Annotated in this window: 17 protein-coding genes; 10 read left to right on the forward strand and 7 right to left on the reverse strand. The window is 62.0% G+C overall.

From position 1 onward, the window contains the following. Positions 1 to 103: 103 nt before the first annotated feature. The 4 genes from MQW23_RS18135 to MQW23_RS18150 are packed head-to-tail and all read left to right on the forward strand — an operon-like array spanning position 104 to position 2,936. On the forward strand, positions 104 to 874 hold the full coding sequence (locus tag MQW23_RS18135; RefSeq protein ID WP_252109626.1) for a pseudouridine synthase: 771 nt from the start codon (positions 104 to 106) through the stop codon (positions 872 to 874). Positions 875 to 898: 24 nt separating this feature from the next. Continuing rightward, positions 899 to 1,768 (forward strand): tRNA cyclic N6-threonylcarbamoyladenosine(37) synthase TcdA, encoded by an 870-nt coding sequence (tcdA, locus tag MQW23_RS18140; RefSeq protein ID WP_252109627.1) that lies wholly within the window; start codon positions 899 to 901, stop codon positions 1,766 to 1,768. Beyond that, positions 1,765 to 1,983, forward strand: coding sequence for a DUF1653 domain-containing protein (locus MQW23_RS18145; RefSeq protein ID WP_252109628.1), 219 nt, complete (start codon positions 1,765 to 1,767; stop codon positions 1,981 to 1,983). The genes tcdA and MQW23_RS18145 overlap by 4 nt, the downstream gene beginning before the upstream one ends. A gap of 44 nt (positions 1,984 to 2,027) precedes the next feature. After that, positions 2,028 to 2,936 (forward strand): MBL fold metallo-hydrolase, encoded by a 909-nt coding sequence (locus tag MQW23_RS18150; protein WP_252109629.1) that lies wholly within the window; start codon positions 2,028 to 2,030, stop codon positions 2,934 to 2,936. A gap of 16 nt (positions 2,937 to 2,952) precedes the next feature. Here MQW23_RS18150 and MQW23_RS18155 read toward each other — a convergent pair whose 3' ends face one another. The 7 genes from MQW23_RS18155 to MQW23_RS18185 form a co-directional block, all read right to left on the reverse strand. Beyond that, a complete protein-coding gene (locus MQW23_RS18155) occupies positions 2,953 to 4,068 on the reverse strand; it encodes a metallophosphoesterase (RefSeq protein ID WP_252109630.1) in 1,116 nt (371 codons plus the stop codon). 96 nt (positions 4,069 to 4,164) lie between these two features. Next, entirely contained in the window at positions 4,165 to 5,580 is a 1,416-nt protein-coding gene (locus MQW23_RS18160; RefSeq protein ID WP_252109631.1) for an FAD-dependent oxidoreductase, read from the reverse strand. Beyond that, entirely contained in the window at positions 5,580 to 6,527 is a 948-nt protein-coding gene (locus MQW23_RS18165) for a polysaccharide deacetylase family protein (RefSeq protein WP_252109632.1), read from the reverse strand. The genes MQW23_RS18160 and MQW23_RS18165 overlap by 1 nt, the downstream gene beginning before the upstream one ends. 4 nt (positions 6,528 to 6,531) lie before the next feature. Beyond that, positions 6,532 to 7,485, reverse strand: coding sequence for a polysaccharide deacetylase family protein (locus tag MQW23_RS18170; RefSeq protein WP_252109633.1), 954 nt, complete (start codon positions 7,483 to 7,485; stop codon positions 6,532 to 6,534). Between the two features lie 10 nt (positions 7,486 to 7,495). Beyond that, positions 7,496 to 8,155, reverse strand: coding sequence for an isochorismatase family protein (locus tag MQW23_RS18175; protein WP_252109634.1), 660 nt, complete (start codon positions 8,153 to 8,155; stop codon positions 7,496 to 7,498). 185 nt (positions 8,156 to 8,340) lie between these two features. Beyond that, positions 8,341 to 9,225 carry an isocitrate lyase/PEP mutase family protein gene (locus MQW23_RS18180; protein WP_252109635.1) on the reverse strand — a complete coding sequence of 295 codons (885 nt, stop codon included), beginning with the start codon at positions 9,223 to 9,225 and terminating at the stop codon, positions 8,341 to 8,343. A 10-nt stretch (positions 9,226 to 9,235) separates the two neighbouring features. Next, positions 9,236 to 9,658, reverse strand: coding sequence for a nuclear transport factor 2 family protein (locus MQW23_RS18185; protein ID WP_252109636.1), 423 nt, complete (start codon positions 9,656 to 9,658; stop codon positions 9,236 to 9,238). Positions 9,659 to 9,885: 227 nt separating this feature from the next. On the opposite strand from MQW23_RS18185, the gene MQW23_RS18190 reads away from it, so the two are divergent. From MQW23_RS18190 to MQW23_RS18215, 6 genes are all read left to right on the forward strand, one after another. Continuing rightward, positions 9,886 to 10,689, forward strand: coding sequence for a GntR family transcriptional regulator (locus MQW23_RS18190; protein WP_252109637.1), 804 nt, complete (start codon positions 9,886 to 9,888; stop codon positions 10,687 to 10,689). Positions 10,690 to 10,951: 262 nt separating this feature from the next. Then, positions 10,952 to 12,382, forward strand: coding sequence for a 3-isopropylmalate dehydratase large subunit (leuC, locus tag MQW23_RS18195; RefSeq protein ID WP_252109638.1), 1,431 nt, complete (start codon positions 10,952 to 10,954; stop codon positions 12,380 to 12,382). Further along, positions 12,379 to 13,014, forward strand: a complete 636-nt coding sequence (leuD, locus tag MQW23_RS18200) for a 3-isopropylmalate dehydratase small subunit (protein ID WP_252109639.1) — start codon at positions 12,379 to 12,381, stop codon at positions 13,012 to 13,014. Before leuC ends, leuD begins: the two co-directional genes overlap by 4 nt. A 158-nt stretch (positions 13,015 to 13,172) precedes the next feature. Continuing rightward, a complete protein-coding gene (gene dctP / locus MQW23_RS18205; protein WP_252109640.1) occupies positions 13,173 to 14,171 on the forward strand; it encodes a TRAP transporter substrate-binding protein DctP in 999 nt (332 codons plus the stop codon). Positions 14,172 to 14,252: 81 nt separating this feature from the next. After that, a complete protein-coding gene (locus MQW23_RS18210) occupies positions 14,253 to 14,759 on the forward strand; it encodes a TRAP transporter small permease (RefSeq protein ID WP_252109641.1) in 507 nt (168 codons plus the stop codon). Continuing rightward, on the forward strand, positions 14,756 to 16,069 hold the full coding sequence (locus tag MQW23_RS18215) for a TRAP transporter large permease (protein WP_252109642.1): 1,314 nt from the start codon (positions 14,756 to 14,758) through the stop codon (positions 16,067 to 16,069). The genes MQW23_RS18210 and MQW23_RS18215 overlap by 4 nt, the downstream gene beginning before the upstream one ends. Positions 16,070 to 16,077: the final 8 nt, after the last annotated feature.

Below are 16,077 nucleotides of genomic sequence, written 5' to 3' on the forward strand. Positions count from 1 at the left end.
CATAAAAGGTAGCTTCTTAAGCGTGCGAACGCCAACGACGAGCGCTAGTGACAACCGCTGGCGAAGCCGCGACAATGGCGCCACTTTTTTCGCGGGGAAGGCCATGGCGGCGCTACGCATTCTTTATCAGGACGAGCATCTGGTGGCCGTGCACAAGCCCGCCGGGCTTTTAGTGCACCGCTCCAAGCTCGCCCGGGGCGAAACCACCTTCCTGCTACAGACGCTGCGCGACCAGCTGGGCCAGCGGGTTTACCCGGTTCACCGGCTGGACCGGCCGACCTCCGGCGTGATGGTCATGGCGCTCTCTTCCGAGGCCGCCAGCAAGCTAAGCCTGGCGTTCAACGAGCGCGAGGTCGAAAAGCGCTATCTGGCAGTCGTGCGCGGCAAGGCGCCTTTTGAGGAGATGCTCGACTACCCGCTGCGCGAAGAGGACGGCAGCCGCCCGAAAGCCGAAATGCCCGCTCTCAAGGCGCGCACCGATATTCAGCGCCTCGATAGCGTGGAGCTTCCGGTGCAGGTGGACCGCTATCCGGTGGCGCGCTACTCGCTGGTACAGGCCAAGCCGCTCACCGGGCGGCGCCACCAGATTCGCCGGCACCTGTCGCGCCGGGGCTATCCCATCATTGGCGATGCCAAGCATGGCAAGAGTGTGCACAACCGGTTTTTCGCCGATGAACTCGGAACGCCCGGGCTGTTACTCGCTGCCAGCCAGCTCTGTTTCGAGCACCCTTGTCAGCCGCTGCGCCTGCGCATCGACTGCGCGCTGGAGCCGGCGATGGCGGCGCTGTTCGAGCGCCTTGGCTGGGCGGGGCACCTGCCGCGAGACCGCGTGCGCACCGACCCCGTCACGCCCAACGCTGATACCGCGACCTGACCCGTTCATTACAGAGAGCCCTGCATGTCCATTGACGCCTCCATTGCCCCTTCGTCGGACGACGCTTCTGACTATGTTTCTGACTACGATTTCCGTTTTGGCGGCATTCGCCGCCTTTACGGTCAGCGCGCGGCCGATGCCTTTCGCCGCGCCCACGTGGTTGTGGTGGGCGTTGGTGGGGTAGGTAGCTGGGCGGCGGAGGCGCTGGCGCGCTCCGGTATCGGCAAGCTCACGCTGATCGATCTCGACGACGTGTGCGTTTCCAACGTCAATCGCCAGCTGCACGCCCTCGATGGCACCATCGGCCGGCCCAAGGTCGAGGTGCTGGCCGAGCGCTGTCGCTTGATCAACCCCGCTATCGAGCTCATCGCCGATACTGCCTTTGTGACGCCGACGAACCTGGCTGAACGCATCCCCGAGAGTGCCGATTACGTGGTGGATGCCATCGACAGCGTGATCGCCAAGGCCGCGCTGATTGGTTGGTGCAAGCGGCGAAAACTTCCGATCATCGTCACCGGCGCGGCGGGCGGGCAGACCGATCCCACCCGTATTCAGGTGGCGGATCTCACCCGCACCGAGCACGATCCGCTGCTCGCCAAGGTGCGCGCGCGCCTGCGCCGGGATTTCGGTTTCTCGCGTAACCCCAAGCGGCGCTTCTCGGTGGCCTGCGTCTACTCCGATGAGCAGCTCGTCTACCCGGGAAGCGACGGCGAAGTCTGCCTGCAAAAGCCCGCAAGCGGCGAAGCCACTCGGCTGGACTGTGCCTCAGGCTTCGGCGCGGCCACCTTCGTCACCGGCACCTTCGGTTTCGTAGCGGCCTCGAAGGTGCTCGAGCGGCTGGCGAAAAACGCCCGCCTCGACGTCAACGCGACACCTGAGGAGAACACCCCATGACCCCACCCGTTCCCGGCATCTACCGCCACTATAAAGGCGCACTTTACGAGGTGCTTGGCACCGCGCAACACAGCGAAACCGAGGAGCCGCTGGTGGTCTACCGGGCGCTTTACGGCGAGTATGGCCTGTGGGTAAGGCCGCTTGCCATGTTCATGGAAACCGTTGAGGTACAAGGCCAGCAGCAGCCGCGCTTCGCGCTCGAAAAGGCGTTTTAATCTCTCGGCGCCCGGCCACCCTTCGCTGCCCATCAGGAGCCCGCATGAAAACATTCCAGCACTCGCCCGCCGCTCACCCAGGCCAGCCGAAGGTGGCGGGCTTTTACGACCCGTGCACCGGTAGCGTTCAATACATCGTCAGCGACCCGGCCACCAAGGCCTGCGCGATCATCGACCCGGTGCTGGATTTCGACGAGAAATCCGGCGCTACCGCCACCTACCACGCCGACGAGCTGCTCGACTACGTGGCGAAATACGAGCTACGCGTCGAGTGGATTCTGGATACCCATCCTCACGCGGATCACTTCTCCGCGGCGCAGTATCTAAAGGAAAAGACCGGTGCGCCGGCCGCGATCGGCGAGCACGTAACGAAAGTGCAGGCGCTGTGGAAGGAGATCTACCACTGGCCGGAGATGCCCGCGGACGGGCGCCAGTGGGACCGGCTGTTCGCCGAAGGCGATACGTTCCAGATTGGGGAGCTAAAGGCGCGGGTCATGTACTCGCCGGGCCATACGCTGGCCTCGATCACCTACGTGGTGGGTGACGCGGCGTTCGTTCATGACACGCTTTTTCAGCCGGATTTCGGCACCGCCCGGGCGGACTTCCCCGGCGGCGACGCCCGCGCGCTGTGGCGCTCCATTCAGCAGATTCTAAGCCTGCCCGACGAGACCCGGCTGTTCACCGGCCACGACTATTGCCCGGGCGGTCGCGCCCCGGCCTGGCAAAGCAGCGTCGCCGAGCAGCGCGAGCAAAACCCGCACCTGGCGGGGCAAAGCGAGGCGCAGTACGTGGCGTTTCGCCAAGAGCGCGATAGCGAACTGCCCATGCCCAAGCTGATTCTCCACGCACTGCAGGTCAATACTCTGGGCGGGCGCCTGCCTGAGCCGGAAGCCAACGGCAAGCGCTACCTGAAAATTCCGCTCGACGCGCTGGGTAAGGGGAGCTGGACGTAGCGCTTACTCGACCGGCTCAGCGCGCGTGCAGCGTAATGCGCGTAAGCTCTGACGGCTTGCCCAAACGCAGGGCGAAACCGGGCCAGAGCGCGGTGCCGCTGTTGAGGTAGAGCGTCATGCCGTCGAGCGCGTAGAGGCCCGAAACGAAGCCTTCGTTGGCGCGCGCCACCAGCCGGTCGAACCCCACCATCATGCCGCCGTGGGTGTGGCCGGAAAGCTGAAGATCGACGCCCTGGCCGGCCGCGCGGCGCGCGTTTCGCGGCTGGTGGTCGAGCAGTATGACCGGGGCGCCGGGAGGCGCGCCTTCGAGCGCTTCGGTAACGTCCGGCCCCGGATAGCCGTGCTCGGCGGCGGAGGCATCGTTGACCCCGGCCAGCACCAGCGCGGCGTCGCCGCGCTCGATCACCACATGCTCGTTGGAAAGCGTGCGCATACCGAGCGTTTGGTAGTGCGCCATCCACTCACTGGCGTCAAAGTAGTACTCGTGGTTGCCGGAACTTGCGAACACGCCGTCGGGGGCGGTGAGCGAGGCAAGCGGGGCGACGTCGTCACGGCGTGCTTCCAGGGTGCCGTCGATCAGGTCGCCGGTGATCAGGATGACGTCCGCGCCGAGCGCGTTGGTCTTCTCGACTACGTCCTCTACCCAGCTCGCCTGGAACAGCCGGCTGATGTGCAGGTCAGTCAGATGCACGATCTGATAGCCCTCGAACGCCTCTGGCAGCCCGTCGATGGTGATATCGACCTCCTTGAGCAGCGGCACCCGCGCGGCCTGGCTCACGGCGAAGGTGGCCACGGCTAACGCCACCAGGCTTAGCGCGTAGCGAAGCGCGGCGGGGATAATGAGCCTGCGGCGTTTGATCAGCGCCAGCACCAAGGTGAGCGCATCGACCGCGAGCTGCATCAGCGCCAGAAAGAGCATCGCCCCAAACAGCGTATTGACGAGCAGCACCACCGCTGGAGGCACCTCCGGCGAGAACATGCTGCCAAAGGCGAGCTGGGTCAAAAGGTGGTGCTGCGAGACGAGCAGCAACATCGCCGAGAGTACGACCTTACTCCAAAGCGGCCAAGCCAAGGGCGCCAGTACCCGGAGAATCACGATCAGGCAGGGCAGTGAAATCAGCAGATGAAACATGAGTGATGCTCGTGGTGGCGCATTGGGGCGTGCCAGCAAACCACGAAAGCAACGCCTTGGCAAAAGCCTCGATGCCGCCGCATCAACGCCGGGATATCAGGCCTCTTTGTCGGTGGCCTGTAAAAGCGCCGCCGCGCTTTGCCCGGCGACGGCGCCCAGCACGACGGCACTCAATAGACCGTTGCCCGAGAGATAGCCGCTATCGCCGGCGCCGGAAACGCCCCGCGCTGCGCCGCCGCCGGCGAACAGGTTGGGCAGCCTCTGGCCGTTGGTATCCAGCACTCGTGCCTGGGGATTCACTTCGAGCCCGCCTTGGGTGTGAAACAGCGCTCCGGTAACGCGGACGGCGTAGTAAGGCGGTGACAGCAGGTTGGCGGGTTCGAAAACGCGGCCGAACGTGTCCGGTGTCTGCGTTCGGGAGTGGCGATGCATATCGTCGACGGCCGACTCCAGTGCGGCGAGCGGCAGGTCGAGGCTTTCGGCCAAGGCCTCTAGCGTGTCGAAGGCGCGTATCGCGCCGGCGTCAAAGGCGTTACGGTAATCCTCGAACTCAAGCGCGTTTTCATGAATACGTTCGTCGAAAATATTCCAGGCGATGCCCTCGGGCTGGGCGAGTACGTTGGCGGCCTGCTCGGAGTAGCCGCCGTGCTCGTTGGAGAAGCGCTCCCCCAGCACGTTGACCTGCAAGCCGCCCTGCATCATCAGTGCCCAGCTGATCAAAATCTGGTGCGGGGTGGCAAGCGAGCCGTGGCCCTGGCAGGCGGCCAAGTCCTTCGTGCTCGCACCCATCGCCTCGCCCCAGAGCAGCGCATCGCCCTGGTTGCCCTCGTGGCCGTAGTAGAGTGCCTCCTTGAGCGACGGGATATGGCGCTTTACCAACTCGGCATTTCCGCCGTAGCCGTTGCAGGCCAAAATCAGGGCGTCGCAGCCGATACGCTCGCGACTGCCGTCGGGGCGTGTGATCGTCACGCCGCGCACCCGTTGGGCCTCGTCCACGTGCAGGTCCTCGACCCGCGCCTGGGTGAGAACATCCACGCCGGCACGCTCGGCGGCGTTCAAAAGTGCGCCCATCAGCTCTTCGCCGGTGCGCCGAGGCGTGGCGTGCATGCGCAGTCGCCGGTGGCCGGGGTAGAGAAAGCCTTCGACCAGCTCAAAAGGCACGCCGTGATCGTCGGCCAGCCACTCCACGGTCGGCCCCGATTGCTCGGCCAGCAGCTCGACGATCAGTTGGTCGGCCTCGAAGCCGTTCTTGCGCTGAATGTCCTCGGCCATGAGGCCGGGGGTGTCATCGACTTCCAGTGCCTTTTGAAAGCGAGTGCCAGCGGCGGGAATGAAGCCTTGTGACATCGCGGTGCTTCCCCGGGGCAGCGCATCGCGTTCGAGCACGGCGAGATCAATACCCGCCTCACGCGCCTTGAGCGCCGCCACCAGCCCACAGGCGCCGGCACCGATGATGAGAAGCGGTAGGTGAAAATCGAAAGCCTCTGACGCGTGACAGGAGCGAACGGCCATTAGACAGCTCCCTTTTCGTCGTTGGGTTGAGCTTTCTTGAACGCGTCGAGAATTTCGCCCGCCGGCGCCTGCCAGACCTCCTCATGGCGGGCGATATGGGCGAGCACCTCTTCGAGACAAGCAATCCGGTGCGGCTGGCCGACGAGCCAGGGGTGAAGGTTGAGTGTGAACAGGCGAGCGCCGGCGTGCCGCGACTCTTCGAGTAGAAAATCGAACGCGTCCTTCACCTGCGCAACCCAGGAATCCTCCGAGTGAAGGTTTTGGCTCATGACGAACTGATCCTCGATCTCGGTGGTAAGCGGTATCATGGTGAGCTCGCCCGCGGCGGTTTTCCAGGCGTAGGGCAGCTCGTCGTTGACCCAGTCGGCGCAGTACTCGATGCCATTCTCGGTCAAAAGATCCGGCGTGTTGAAGCTCTGGTGCTTGGCGGGGCTGAGCCAGCCGCGAATGCGTTGGCCGGTCACGCGGCCAAGGGTCTCCACCGAGCGCTTGACCAGTTCGGCCTCTTCCTCGACGGGCTGGCCGCCGTAGTGCAAGTGGTCCATGTTCCAGCCGTGGGCGATGAATTCGCCGCCGTGCTCTTGAAGGCGCTTGACCAGATAGGGCGTCTGCTCGGCGAGCTGGGCATTGATCGCGTAGGTCGGCGTGATGGCGTGCTGCTTTAGGGCCTTGAGCACCCGATAGACGCCCACCCGGTTGCCGTAATCGCGTAGCGAGAAGTGGCGCAGGTCCGGATAGGGCATGGTCATGCCGTTGGGCACCTTGAACGGCTCGCCGCGCTGGTTGAGCGGGTAGAACTGCAGCGACACGTTGATCCAAACCGCCAGTGTCTTGCCACCTGGCCAGGTGATGGGCGCGCGCTCGCCGAGCATCGACCAGTCATAGCGGTCGTGGTCGTAGCCATAGCGGCGCAGCGGGTAGTCCAGGTAGTCGTCGTTGAGTGCCATGGTATCAAGTCTCCCTGAGTGCGGTGGCGCTCTGCGCCTGAATGCTTTCAAGCGCGGCATCGAAATAGTGAGCCCGGTAGTACTCGGCGATTTCCCGGCCGGTCGCCACCCACACGTCCGAATGGCCGGTAATGTACTCCAGCGCCTCCTCGAAAGCCTTGATGCGGTGAGGGCAGCTCACTTGGTAGTTGTGGGTGGGAATGCACATGACCGTGCCGGACTCGGCGCCCTCCTGGTACAGGCGGTCGAAGTGGCGCTTGAGCATGGTGGCGTACTGGCGCGGTTCGACCTTGTTCACCGCATACACGATGGTGTCGTTCATTTCCATGGAGTAGGGCACTGAGATGAAGCGCTTGCCGGAACGTACGTTGACCGGTGTGGGTTGGTCGTCGTGGAATAGATCGCAGGTGTAGAGCCCGCCGCGCTCACCGAAGAGTTCCTCGCCCACCTCGGCGAAAAGGTCCAGCGTGCGCTCGGAGTGCGACAGCGCCGGCGCCAGATACCCAGCGCAGGCCTGCCCGGTATGGCGATGGATGGTTTCCATGCTGTCACGGATCATTGCGCGCTCTTGGGCCTCGCTCAGGCCGTAGGTGTAGCGCGTGTTGTAGATGCCGTGGCTGAAGAACTCCCAATCGCGCTCCTGGCACATACGGATGATATCCGGATGGTGCTCGCAAAGCGCCGTCGAAAGCGAGACCGAACCGCGCACGCCGTACTTGTCCAGAAGCGCCATCTGGCGCTGATGGCCCACCCGGTTGCCATAGTCGCGGATGCTGTAGCCGGGCACCGACGGGTGCGGGTGCGGCCAGGGTTTGCGGCTGGGGTTTTGCGGTGGGTCGAGCTCATAATATTCGATGTTGGGCGCGACCCAGAAAGCGACTTTTGCGCCACCCGGCCACTCGATTTTGGGACGCTGGTCATAGGCCCAGTAGTCGTACACGCCAAGGGATTCTTTCATGGTTTGCTCCTCAGCCCTCGAGCCATGCCAGCACGTCGGCCACCGGCATGACGTCCGCGTATTTCAGGTGCAGGTCGGTCAGGTTGGCGTAGTGGTAGCTCTCGTGTTTATCCGCTACGCACTCCATCGGCACGATGGTGCGATAGCCCCGCGACAGGCTCTCGACGGCGGTGGCGCGAATGCAGCCCGAGGTCGAGCCGCCGGTAATGATCACGGTATCCACCTGATGCCACACCAAAAGCGACTGCAGCGGCGTTTCGAAAAAGGCCGAGGGCATGCGCTTGGTGTAGATCACATCACGCCCGTGGTCGATCTCGACGCGTTCGTCGAACTCGGCGCGCTCGGAGCCGTACTTGATGTTCTGCAGCGAATCCGGGGTATCGGTGCGCGTGCCCCACACACCGGCATCCTCGGCGGAGTCGAGAAAGGCCACGTGGGTCCAGACCACCGGCCAGCCTTTCGCGCGAAAGCCGCGGGCCAGTTGATTGGTGTACTCGAGCTGTTTCGGGTCGGTCTCGTAGGCGGTCTTGAACAGATCCGTGCGAGTGTAGGCCTTTTGCGGGTCGACGTTGACGAGTACCGCTTTCTTGCCAAAGCCGAAAGGCACCCGCTGCGGGTTTGCCATGACGTCATGAAAGATCTCTTTGGCCGTCTTGTCCGTCGTCTGCATGGTTGTCTCCTGACATGGTTATTTTAAAGCGTCGTTCTTGAAAGCATTGTTCTTAAAACAACGTTCTTGAACATAAGGTTCTTGAACACAAGGTTCTTGAAAACAACGTTCTTGCAAGCGTCGTTTTTCGAACGGGGTGTTGTCTAACCCCCTCTTTATTGGAGCGAGTTGCCGGGCGCCTGCTATCAGCGCTCTTCGTAACGCTCGCCCAGCTCGAGCATTTTCTGGGTGCCCAGGTAATCGTTGAGCTCTTTGAAATCGAGCATCTGGTCGCGAAAGGCGTCGGTGGTGCCGTCCTGCTTCAGCGTGGCGAAGAAGCGGCTCGCCATGTGGGTGATCGCGCGTACCAGCGCCCCGGGGAAGATCACCAGCGAGAAGCCGAGGGCTTCCAGCGCTTGGGCGTTTTGCAACGGCGTGTCGCCGCCTTCGACCATGTTGGCCATGATGGGCACCTTGCCCTTGAACCGGGACATGATCTTGTCGATATCCTCGTCAGTGCGGATGCCTTCGATGAACAGCATGTCCACGCCCGCCTCGAAATAAGCCTGGGCGCGCTCGATGGCGCTATCGGTGCCTTCGACGCCCAGCGCATCGGTACGCCCGATGATCAGCGTGTCTTCGCTTTGCCGGGCGTCCAGTGCCGCATGCAATTTACCGACCATTTCGCCTTTGGATACCAGGGTCTTGCCCTTGAGGTGGCCGCAGCGCTTGGGATACGTCTGGTCCTCGAGCTGAATGGCGTTGGCGCCGGCGCGCTCCAGAAGGCGCACACTTCGCATCACGTTCATGGCGTTACCAAAACCGGTATCGCAATCCACGACCACGGAAAGGTTCGTGCGCTCGCGAATATGCGACATGGCGGTGCAAATTTCGGTGATGCTCAAAAGGCCGATATCCGGCCGCCCCAACTGGGTATAAGCGAGGCTGGCGCCGGAGAGATAGACCGTATCGAAGCCGGCCTGCTCCGCAAGCGAAGCGCCAAGGGCATCGAACACGCCCGGGGCGACCACGATGGAAGGATCCTGCAACAGGCGTGTAAGACTCGGTGGGGAGATGGTTTTTTGTGTCATAAGGCTCTCTTCAGAAGGGGGAAGTGCCCGCAGGGGCAAGGTGGGGGCGCGCAAGTGCCAGATCGTTCCAGACCTGCTGGCGGATGATCAGGCCATCTTTTAGCTCGAAGCGGTCGATAAAGCGCACGCCCGTGGACGTCGTGTCATCCAGCCAGGTCACGTCGAGTACGCCGTGGCAGATGACGATGGACTCGAGCGGCGTGACGCAGTGATCCACCCCGTGAAGGGTCTTGCTCACGTGTTGGTAACGACTGCCTGCCCAAGCGACGACGTCCTCAAGGCTTGCCATCGGCGCTGCCCCGGGGAACTCCAGCACGACGCGCTCGGCGAGAAACCGCTTGGCTTTCGCCAGGTCTCGCGCTTGCATGGCGGCGAGAAACGCGCGCACCTGCGTTTTATCGCTGCCGCGCCGCTCGCTTGAGTTACTCTCCATGGCTGGCCTCCTGGCCGGGTTGCCGCTTCGAAATGCCCGCGATATGTGTTACTCAGGGCGTGGCAGAGCCGTGTTCTGAGCTCATGGTTCTGGCCACGTGCTGTTGGTCACGGGTATGGGAATCGATGAGTCGTTTAAATGTATTAAATTTGATACATTTTTATGTCTACAAAGTGGGGCACGTCAAGTGCGCTGGAAAATTTTTTGACGATGTGGGGGGAACAAGGATGAGCGAGGCAAATACCTCGGCCGTGGGAGGGACGAAGTCGCATCGCATTTATTTGCTGCTCAAGGATGCCATTCTCAGCGGCCGCCTTTCTCCGGCCGAAAAGCTTCCGGGTGAGAACCGGCTGGCCGAGCAGCACGGCGTATCGCGAGTGACGGTGCGCCGCGCCATCAAGGCGCTGCAGGCGAGCGGCCTCGTCGAGCGCAAGGCCGGGGTAGGTACGGTGGTGCTCAAGCAGCCGCTGGAGGCCACGGTGATGACGGCGAACGTCTCGAATCTAATGCCCAACATGGTGAAGATGAGCCAGGCCTCCCAGGTGCGGCTGCTGGAGTTCGGCTATGCACCACCGCCGGAAATGATCGCCGAGCGTCTGGGCATGGCCCCGAACACCAGGGCACAGCGCTCGGTACGCGTGCGCATGGTAGACGGCAATCCGTTCTCCTACCTGATCACCCACGTGCCCGAAAAGATCGCCCTGCACTACAGCGAGGCGGATCTCGCCAATACGCCGCTGTTCGTTCTGCTCGAGCGCAGCGGTGTCAACGTGGATCACGCCTCGCAATCCATTTCTGCAACGCTTGCAAGCCACGATCTCGCCCAAGCGCTGGAGGTGTCGGTTGGCTCGCCGCTGATTTCGCTGACGCGCGTGGTGTTCGATGAAAAGGGGCGTGGCGTCGAGCATTTGGAGGCTTTCTATCGCCCCGACCGCTACCGTTTCCAGATCGATCTCGAGCGCAATGGCGACGACAGCTCACGCTATTGGGAGCCCAGAGTGGGAGGCATGCCTACCGATTCGACGGCATGAAACGCTTTACGAACGTGTTTTGGATGTATTATTTTTAATACCGATTATAAATTTTAAAAAATACATTTGACCGGTGCTTCAGATTTGCGCTAGTTGTAGATGAAGCTGTGTAGCAAAAGCTGTAGAGAAAAAGCTGTAGAGAAAAAGTGGTAGCCATTCCCCCGTCGACCCAAGACAGGCTGGAAGCTGCCCTGGGCGTGACGACCGCCCCCACTAATAAAACGGTGCCGCATCAGTGGCACAGGCCGGGACAGCGAACATCATGAGCACTCCCCAAACGCTATTCGACAAGGTGTGGTCCGCCCATGAGGTGCACCGCAGCGACAGTGGGCAAAGTCTTTTGTGGATCGACCGCCACTTCGTCCATGAAGGCTCCTTTCATGCCTTCAACAAGCTCGAAGAACGCCACCTGCCGGTGGCCAGGCCCGCCCTGACCTTCGGCATTGCCGATCACTACGCGCCGACGCTATCGCGCACCCTCGATGAGGTGAATGATCCCAAGGTTCGGTCCATGATCGAACAGCTCACCGACAATACCGCCAAACACGATGTCACGCTGTTCGGGCTCGATGACCCGCGCCAAGGCATCGTTCACGTCATGGGCCCGGAGCAGGGGCTGACTCAGCCCGGGCTCGTCATGGTCTGTGGCGACAGTCACACAGCGACCCATGGGGCGTTTGGCAGCATCGCCTTTGGCATTGGCGCCTCCGAGGTCGCCCATGTGCTGACCACCCAAACGCTTTGGCAGACCAAACCCAAGGTAATGCGCATCACTTTGAAAGGGCAGCTCTCGCCCGGGGTGACGGCCAAGGATATCGCGCTGACCTGGATTTCACGGCTGGGCGCCGACGGCGCGCGCGGCTTTGCCATCGAGTATGCCGGCGAGGCGATCCGTTCGCTTTCGATGGAGGCGCGTTTGACGCTTTGCAATCTGTCCATCGAGGGCGGCGGCCGGTGCGGCATGATCGCGCCGGATCAAACCACCTTCGACTATTTGAAGGGCCGGCCCTACAGCCCGAAAGGCGAGCTTTTTGATCAGGCCTGCGCGTACTGGTCCACGCTTTATAGCGATGCCGACGCCGTTTTCGATCAGGACGTGATCATCGATGCCTCGGAGATTGCGCCCACCGTCACCTGGGGGGTCTCACCGGAGGAAGCGCTGCCTATTGATCGCTTCCTGCCGACGCTCACGGGCGATATCGAGGAAGCCAGGGCGCGCCAGATTCGCGATAGTCTCGACTACATGGGGCTTTCGCCGGGCCAGAAACTCACCGATATCGCCATCGATCGAGTGTTTATCGGCTCCTGCACCAATGCCCGTATCGAAGACCTGCGCGCCGCCGCGGCCATTTTGAACGGGCGTAAAAGCCGCGTGCCCGGTGTCGTGTCACCCGGGTCTACCCAGGTCAAGGCGCAGGCCGAAGAGGAGGGGCTCGATCGTATCTTCATCGACGCCGGGCTCGAGTGGCGCCATTCGGGCTGTTCGATGTGCGTGGGCATGAACGGCGACATGGTCCCGAGTGGCGAGCGCTGCGCCTCGACCACCAATCGTAACTTCAAGGGGCGCCAAGGCCCGGGGGCGCGTACTCACCTGATGTCGCCCGCCATGGTCGCCGCCGCCGCCATTGAAGGGCGGCTGACCGATATTCGTACGCTGGCGTCAGGCGCCCACACCGACGGGGGGCACTCATGAAACCCATCGAGATTTTAGCCACCACGGGCATCGGCTTGCCGCACGCCAACGTGGACACCGACCAGCTGATTCCCGCGCGTTTCATGAAGGAGCCGCGCAGCGTCGGCTACGGGCAGTTTCTTCTGTTCGACGTGCGTCGCGACGCCCACGGCGCGCCCTCACCTGACTATCCCCTCAACCAGCCCGGCGCCGATGAGGCCGAAGTGCTGGTGAGCCGGCGCAACTTCGGGGCGGGGTCTTCGCGGGAAGCGGCGGTCTATGCGCTGGTCGACGGCGGTTTTCGCTGTGTGATCGCGCCGAGTTTCGGCGATATCTTCGCCTCCAACGCGGTCAATAACGGCCTGCTGCCCGCAGTGGTCAACGAGGAAGATGCCGAGCGTTTGCTAAAGGCGCTTGACGAGGTGGCGCCGGTCGAGGTGAATCTACGCGAGCAGCGCATTCGCGTTGGCGAGCTCGAGGTGGCCTTTACGATCAACTCGGTCTGGCGCACCAAGCTGCTCAACGGCTGGGACGATATCGACATGACCCGTCAACATGAAGGCGATATCGAAACATTCGCCGCCACCTACGCCGAGCGATTTCCCTGGGCGCAGCCCTACCCGGGGGGCGCGCCTTTGATCGGCAAAGGGTAGCGGTGATTGAAAGAGGCCTCGGCGATTCAACCTCCTTCGGAAAGCGCCAGGCCTCAACGGTTATCCAGTATCGTCACGTACGCTAATAGCCATTCCAATGAACAGGCGTACCGGCAATCGACAGTCGTACCAATGATAATATTTACAGGAGACTCCCCATGAAAAAAGCCCCCTTGACGCTCGGCATAGTGGCCGCGCTAGCCTCCGTTCCGGCGCTCGCCGTCGATCAAATCAACGCCGTTCACGCCTTTCCGCCATCGCTGATCTATACCCAGAGCTTTCTGGAGTTCGTGGATAAAGTGAACGAGCGTGGCGAAGGTGTCGTGCAGATCAACGTACGAGGCGGCCCCGAGGTCATCGGTCTTTCCGAGCAGCCGGAGGCGGTGCGCAACGGCGTCGTGGATATGGCCTACACCGCGGCAAGTTTCTACGCCGGCACCGTGCCCGAACGCGATGCCATGGTCGCCTCGAACACCAATGCCATCTACGCCCGCGAAAACGGCGGGATCGACCTGCTCAACGAGATCCATCAGGAGAAGATGGGCACTTACTATCTGGGCTGGTTCGACAGCGGCGTGAGCTACAACCTCTACACCATCGACGAGCCGGGCCTCGATGAAAACGGTGACCTGGATATTTCGGGCCTTCGGCTGCGCAGTAACCCCGTGTATGACGCCTTCTTCCAGGATTATCTCGGCGCGCAGCCGATCAGTCTGCCCACTACCGATGTCTATTCAGCGCTCGAGCGCAGCGTCGTGAACGCCACGGGCTGGACGCAGATCGGACTGAAAGATCTCAACTGGGACAGCTTTCTGAACTACCGGATCGACCCGGCATTTTTCTCTACCGACATGGGTGTGATCGTCAATCTGAACAAGTGGAACCAGTTGAGCCCCGAGTCTCAACAGATCCTTCAGGAAGTGGCGATCGAACACGAGCGCGACAGTGCCGAGCAGATGGCCGAGCGTGCCATCGAGCAGCAGGCCGAGCTCGAAGAAGACGGGATGAACGTCGTTACTTTGGAAGGTGAGGCGGCACAGCGCTATGCCGATGCCGCCCGCGAAGCGACTTGGGCGCGTATGCGAGGCCAGATGGAGCGTCACCCGATGGGCCTCGAGCATTACGATGAGCTGATCGAAAAGTTCAACGACCTATAGCCTGGCCGGCTCTTAACGCACTCAAGACGCCGGTCATTGCCCGGCGTCTTTCTGCAGGACTCCAACTGCCTCGGGGTTTCTATGCGCTATGCACAACGCGGCTATTTGCTGCTGCTCAACGGCATGGCACTGCTTGCCGCCATCATGCTGGTATGGCTGATGGTGGCGGTGGTGCTCTCGGTCGTAATTCGTAACCTGGGGCTACAGCCCTCGGCGTGGTTCTTTCTCTCCACCGAGTACGCCATGTTCTACCTGACGCTTTTGGGTGCGCCCTGGCTTGTGCGTCAGAAAGGGCACGTGCACATCGAGCTGCTCACCTCGATACTGCCGCCGGCCATGCTCAATATTCTCAGCCGTGCGGTTGCGCTGGTCTGCGTGCTGGTCAGTGTGGTGCTCGCCTGGAAGGGGCTGGATCTGTTTTTGCTCAATATCGAACGCAGCGATTATGACGTGCGCGCGTTTTTCGTACCCAAGTGGATACTCACCATCGTCTTTCCGGTCAGCTTTACCCTGATGGCGGTCGAGTTTGGCCGCTTCGTCATCGGCCCGGAGATTCTTCACAGCGGCGAAGCGGGGATCAAGGAATGATGGAATGGTATTTTGCGCTGGCGTTTCTACTCTCGCTGATTCTTTTCTTCATGGCGGTGGGCACGCCTATCGCGCTGGCATTTTTAGCGGCCAACGTCATCGGGGCTTGGCACTTCATGGGCGGGCAGGCGGGCATCGTACAGATGCTCAACAACGGTTTCGGCGCGCTTTCGAGCTTCAACCTGGTGCCGATTCCGCTGTTTCTCTTGATGGGCGAGCTTTTCTTTCGTACCGGGCTCGGCATGAAGATGTTCAACGCCGTGGATCGGCTGATGGGCAAGGTACCCGGCCGGCTCTCCTACGTCACCGTGGTGGGCGGTACTGCCTTTTCCACGCTCAGCGGCTCCTCTATGGGATCGACAGCGCTGATGGGCTCGCTTCTAGTACCCGAGATGGAGCGCCGGGGTTACAAGAAGAAAATGGCGATCGGCCCCATTCTCGGGACCGGGGGGCTGGCGATCATTATTCCCCCATCGGCGCTGGCGGTGCTTCTCGCCACGCTTGCCAAGATCGACATTGGCGCGCTGCTCATCGCCGGCATCCTGCCGGGGCTAACCCTGGCCGGTTTTTACATGGCCACCATTTTCATCCAGACCCGGCGCGATCCTGACGCCGCCCCGGTTTACGAGCTCGAGCCGGTGCCGCTGGCGGCCAAACTCAAGCTGATCGTCACCGATATTCTGCCTATGCTCAGCGTCATGGTGATCATCGTGGCGCTCATGCTGATCGGTTTCGCCACGCCGTCGGAGGCGGCGGCCTTCGGTGCGCTCGGGGTCATCATTCTGGGCTTTATCTTTCGCTGTATGACCTGGGCGGCGTTCACTCAGTCGGTGATTGGGGCACTCAAGGTTACGCTGATGGCGTATCTGATCGTGTTCGGCTCGGCGACCTTTAGCCAACTGCTCGGCTTCTCCGGCGCCTCCGGCGGGCTCATTCAGTGGGCCACCAGCTTCGATCTATCGCCCATCCTGATGCTGATGGCGATGTTCGCCGTGCTCTTGGTGCTGGGCACCTTCATGGAGCAGATCTCGATCATGATGCTGACCGTGCCGATCTTCTTCCCGCTGGCCCAGGCGCTTGGGTTCGATTTGATCTGGTTCGGCGTGGTCGTGCTGTTGGCGCTGGAGATCAGCTTCTCCACGCCGCCGCTGGGGCTTTTGCTCTTCGTCATGAAGGGCGTGGCACCGCCGGGTACCACCATGCGAGAAATCTACTCCGCCGCCATCCCCTATATCCTCTGCTCGATGCTACTGGTGGCGCTGCTGGTCATCTTTCCGAGCCTGGCCACCTGGCTGCCTCGGATGCTGTGAGCGAAGCG

Origin of the sequence: Halomonas sp. S3-1-1, from assembly GCF_023757625.1 — a bacterium.
Lineage (GTDB): Bacteria > Pseudomonadota > Gammaproteobacteria > Pseudomonadales > Halomonadaceae > Vreelandella.

What these genes read in the sequence shown, in the direction of transcription:
- MQW23_RS18210 (WP_252109641.1), top strand. Translation starts at nt 14,253, where the DNA reads ATGCGCTATGCACAACGCGGCTATTTGCTGCTGCTCAACGGCATGGCA.
- MQW23_RS18145 (WP_252109628.1), top strand. Translation starts at nt 1,765, where the DNA reads ATGACCCCACCCGTTCCCGGCATCTACCGCCACTATAAAGGCGCACTT.
- MQW23_RS18150 (WP_252109629.1), top strand. Translation starts at nt 2,028, where the DNA reads ATGAAAACATTCCAGCACTCGCCCGCCGCTCACCCAGGCCAGCCGAAG.
- MQW23_RS18175 (WP_252109634.1), bottom strand. Translation starts at nt 8,155, where the DNA reads ATGCAGACGACGGACAAGACGGCCAAAGAGATCTTTCATGACGTCATG.
- MQW23_RS18165 (WP_252109632.1), bottom strand. Translation starts at nt 6,527, where the DNA reads ATGGCACTCAACGACGACTACCTGGACTACCCGCTGCGCCGCTATGGC.
- leuC (WP_252109638.1), top strand. Translation starts at nt 10,952, where the DNA reads ATGAGCACTCCCCAAACGCTATTCGACAAGGTGTGGTCCGCCCATGAG.
- MQW23_RS18135 (WP_252109626.1), top strand. Translation starts at nt 104, where the DNA reads ATGGCGGCGCTACGCATTCTTTATCAGGACGAGCATCTGGTGGCCGTG.
- tcdA (WP_252109627.1), top strand. Translation starts at nt 899, where the DNA reads ATGTCCATTGACGCCTCCATTGCCCCTTCGTCGGACGACGCTTCTGAC.
- MQW23_RS18155 (WP_252109630.1), bottom strand. Translation starts at nt 4,068, where the DNA reads ATGTTTCATCTGCTGATTTCACTGCCCTGCCTGATCGTGATTCTCCGG.
- MQW23_RS18190 (WP_252109637.1), top strand. Translation starts at nt 9,886, where the DNA reads ATGAGCGAGGCAAATACCTCGGCCGTGGGAGGGACGAAGTCGCATCGC.
- MQW23_RS18170 (WP_252109633.1), bottom strand. Translation starts at nt 7,485, where the DNA reads ATGAAAGAATCCCTTGGCGTGTACGACTACTGGGCCTATGACCAGCGT.
- dctP (WP_252109640.1), top strand. Translation starts at nt 13,173, where the DNA reads ATGAAAAAAGCCCCCTTGACGCTCGGCATAGTGGCCGCGCTAGCCTCC.
- leuD (WP_252109639.1), top strand. Translation starts at nt 12,379, where the DNA reads ATGAAACCCATCGAGATTTTAGCCACCACGGGCATCGGCTTGCCGCAC.
- MQW23_RS18180 (WP_252109635.1), bottom strand. Translation starts at nt 9,225, where the DNA reads ATGACACAAAAAACCATCTCCCCACCGAGTCTTACACGCCTGTTGCAG.
- MQW23_RS18215 (WP_252109642.1), top strand. Translation starts at nt 14,756, where the DNA reads ATGATGGAATGGTATTTTGCGCTGGCGTTTCTACTCTCGCTGATTCTT.
- MQW23_RS18185 (WP_252109636.1), bottom strand. Translation starts at nt 9,658, where the DNA reads ATGGAGAGTAACTCAAGCGAGCGGCGCGGCAGCGATAAAACGCAGGTG.
- MQW23_RS18160 (WP_252109631.1), bottom strand. Translation starts at nt 5,580, where the DNA reads ATGGCCGTTCGCTCCTGTCACGCGTCAGAGGCTTTCGATTTTCACCTA.